Source organism: Pseudoflavonifractor sp. MCC625, assembly GCF_018784545.1.
GTDB classification, from domain to species: domain Bacteria; phylum Bacillota; class Clostridia; order Oscillospirales; family Oscillospiraceae; genus Pseudoflavonifractor_A; species Pseudoflavonifractor_A gallinarum.
In genome coordinates this window covers 1-3,665 of sequence record NZ_WQOJ01000035.1, presented here as the reverse complement: position 1 = coordinate 3,665, position 3,665 = coordinate 1, and the positions used below count along the sequence as shown (strand labels likewise).

The 3,665-nt window shown below is 52.7% G+C and carries 3 protein-coding genes; all 3 read left to right on the top strand.

Annotated features, from left to right (window positions below):
• Positions 1-6: 6 nt before the first annotated feature.
• Positions 7-2,115, top strand: coding sequence for a type IA DNA topoisomerase (locus GPK94_RS12440; RefSeq protein ID WP_215655965.1), 2,109 nt, complete (start codon positions 7-9; stop codon positions 2,113-2,115).
• Positions 2,112-2,390, top strand: coding sequence for an immunoglobulin (locus GPK94_RS12435; protein WP_215655964.1), 279 nt, complete (start codon positions 2,112-2,114; stop codon positions 2,388-2,390). Before GPK94_RS12440 ends, GPK94_RS12435 begins: the two co-directional genes overlap by 4 nt.
• A gap of 6 nt (positions 2,391-2,396) precedes the next feature.
• On the top strand, positions 2,397-3,665 hold a 1,269-nt coding region (locus GPK94_RS12430), incomplete at its 3' end, for an ArdC-like ssDNA-binding domain-containing protein (protein WP_252192628.1).

Sequence of the window (3,665 nt, the reverse complement as noted above, 5' to 3'; positions counted from 1 at the left end):
CTGAAGATGATGAGATATAAACTGGTAATCGCTGAAAAACCATCGGTTGCACAAAGTCTGGCTGCGGTAATCGGTGCAACTGCTCGTAAGGACGGGTATCTGGAGGGTAACGGCTGGCGTGTCAGCTGGTGCGTGGGCCATCTGGCCGGTCTTGCGGATGCAGACAGTTATGATCCCAAGTATGCCAAGTGGCGATATGATGACCTGCCTATTCTGCCGGAACATTGGCAGATGGTAGTGGGAAAGGATAAGAAAAAGCAGTTTGATATTCTCAAAAAGCTGATGAATGCCCCGGATGTGACGGAGGTGGTAAATGCCTGCGATGCCGGACGCGAGGGTGAGCTGATCTTCCGCAGCGTCTATGAGCTGGCAGACTGTCAAAAGCCTATGAAAAGGCTCTGGATTTCTTCGATGGAGGACTCCGCCATAAGGGAAGGCTTTGCAAACCTGCGCCCCGGTGCGGACTATGACGGACTTCGGGATGCTGCCCTCTGCCGTGCCAAGGCCGACTGGCTGGTGGGGATCAATGCTACAAGGCTTTTTTCCGTGCTGTACCACCGCACCCTCAACATCGGGCGCGTGATGTCTCCAACGCTGGCGCTCATTGTCCAGCGAGAGGCTGAGATCGACACCTTTAAGCCGGTTCCCTTTTATACCGTGGCGCTGGAGCTGCCCGGTCTTACCGTATCCGGGGAGCGCATAAGTGACCGAGCAAGCGCAGAGCAGCTGAAAAAAGCCTGTCAGGGTGCAGCTGTCACAATCGAAAAAGTGGAGTGCAAGGAAAAGTCCGAAAAGCCGCCTGCCCTCTATGACCTGACTACTCTGCAAAGAGATGCCAACCGCCTGCTTGGATTTACAGCCCAGCAGACTCTGGACTATCTGCAAAGCCTGTATGAAAAGAAGCTCTGCACCTATCCCCGTACTGACAGTCGCTATCTGACCGGTGATATGGCAGACAGCCTGCCGGTGCTGGTGAATTTGGTTGCCAATGCTATGCCGTTTCGCAAAGGGATCGCCATTACCTGTGATCCGCAGACAGTCATCAACGACAAGAAAGTAACCGACCACCACGCAGTAATCCCTACCAGAAATCTCAAGGATGCAGACCTTTCTGCCCTTCCTGCGGGAGAAAAAGCGGTGCTGGAGCTGGTGGCCCTGCGTCTGCTGTGCGCCGTAGCCCAGCCCCATATCTATTCGGAAACCGTTGTGATTGCAGCGTGTGCCGATGGGGAGTTTACCGCTAAAGGAAAAACGGTGAAGCACCCCGGATGGAAAACACTGGAGGACGCTTACCGTGCCAAAATGAAGAATGCAGAGCCGAAAAAAGAGGGCGCAGAGAAAGCCCTGCCGGAGCTGACCGAAGGACAGACCCTTTCGGTTGCTGCTGCAATCGTCAAAGAAGGCAAAAGCAGTCCGCCCCTGCACTTTACGGAGGACACCCTATTGTCCGCGATGGAGACTGCTGGAAAAGAGGATATGCCGGAGGATGCCGAACGAAAGGGTCTGGGGACACCGGCCACCCGTGCCGGTATTTTGGAAAAGCTGGTATCTGCCGGTTTTCTGGAACGAAAAAAGAGCAGGAAAACGGTGCAGCTTCTCCCTTCCCACGATGCAGTTTCCCTGATCACCGTTCTGCCGGAACAGCTGCAATCTCCGCTTTTGACTGCCGAGTGGGAGTACCGCCTGGGGGAAATTGAGCACGGGCAGCTTGCTCCAGAGGAGTTTCTGGACGGGATCAGCACCATGCTGAAAGACCTGGTGGGAACTTATCAGGTCATCAAGGGAACCGAGTACCTGTTCACTCCGCCCCGTGAGGTGGTGGGCAAATGCCCTCGCTGCGGAGGTGAAGTTGCAGAACTGCAAAAAGGCTTCTTCTGTCAGAATGATTCTTGCAAATTTGCAATCTGGAAAAACAACAAATGGTGGGCTGCCAAGAAAAAACAGCCGACCAAGGCTGTGGTGTCTGCACTGCTTAACGATGGCCGTGTCCGTGTGACGGGCCTATATTCGGAGAAAACCGGCAAGACCTACGATGCCACTGTGGTTTTGGAGGACGATGGACAGTATGCCAACTTCAAGCTGGAATTTGACCAGCGGAAAGGAGGCAGCCGATGAAGCTTTCTTTAGCGGAACGGGAAACCATTCTCCTTTATAACCAGGCAGAACCAATGGCTGAGATCTATACCCATGATCCCCGTCTGATGGAGAAGCTGGATCTGCTGGCAAAAAAGCACCCCGACCAAATCACCCGAAAGGACGCCCATAACTTTACCGTCCCCAAGCGGTGTGTATCAGTTCGGGAGCCATACAGCGCCGAGCGCCGCAAAGCTGCCAGTGAACGGGCCAAAGCCGCCGGATACCAGCCCCCTGTGAGAAAGTCTGGCAGTTAAAGGCACATGGCAGAGAATGTATTTGAAGCAGTCAAGCAATCGGTCAGCACCAGAGAAGCGGCAGAGTTTTATGGGATGAAGGTAGACCAGCGATTCCACTGCTTTGGCTGCGGTGAAGATGGGGATGTGATCGACTTTACCGCAAAGCTCTTTGACCTCTCCCCAAAAGAAGCGGCGGAGAAACTGGCACAGGACTTTGGCCTGATCTATGACAGTCAGGCCCCGCCCCGCAGGAGATATGTCCGGCAAAAAACCGAGGCACAGAAGTTTCGGGAGGATCGACAGCGCTGTTACCGCGTACTGTCCGATTACTACTATCTGTTGAAAAAATGGGAAGCCGACCGTTCTCCCAGGACACCGGAGGAAGAACCGCACCCCCGCTTTGTGGAAGCAATCCAGAAGAAAACCTATGTAGAGTACCTGCTGGACCTTTTTCTTTATGAAAGTGAAGAAGAACAAAAGGCATGGATTGCGGAACACACAGCAGAAATCACACACTTGGAAAGGAGATTGAAAATCATGGCTGAGAACAAACCCACCAACCGAGAACGGCTAAGGGAAATCACAGATGGCATCGAGCAGGGTATCAAAGAATTGTTTGAAAGCGAAAAGTATATGCGTTATCTGTCCGTCATGTCCCGATTTCACCGCTATTCGGTAAACAACACTATGCTCATCTATATGCAGAAGCCGGACGCCACTTTGGTAGCCGGATACAATAAGTGGAAAGACCAGTTTGAGCGTCATGTAAAAAAGGGCGAGCATGGCATTACCATCATCGCCCCAACACCGTACAAGAAGAAAATCGAGGAGCAGAAGCTGGACCCGGATACCAAGGCTCCGATTCTGGATAAAGACGGAAAGATCGTCACAGAGGAAAAAGAAATCGAAATCCCCATGTTTCGTCCGGTCAAGGTCTTTGATGTAAGCCAGACCGACGGGAAACCTTTGCCGGAGCTTGCTTCCTCCCTTTCCGGCAATGTGCCAAATTATGAGGCATTCATGGAGGCTCTGCGCCGCAGTGCGCCGGTGCCGATCACTTTTGAAGCAATGGCCGCCGATACGGACGGCTATTTTTCTACCGATCATCAGAAAATCGCCATTCGTCAGGGCATGAGTGAGGTGCAGACAGTTTCGGCCACAGTACACGAGATTGCCCACAGCAAGCTCCACAATCAGAAAAAGATTCAGATTTCCAATGACGAGCAATATCAGGAGATCGAGCTGTTTGATAAACCCGGTCTGTTCTCCAATGGGCGGATTGTCCGTGATAAT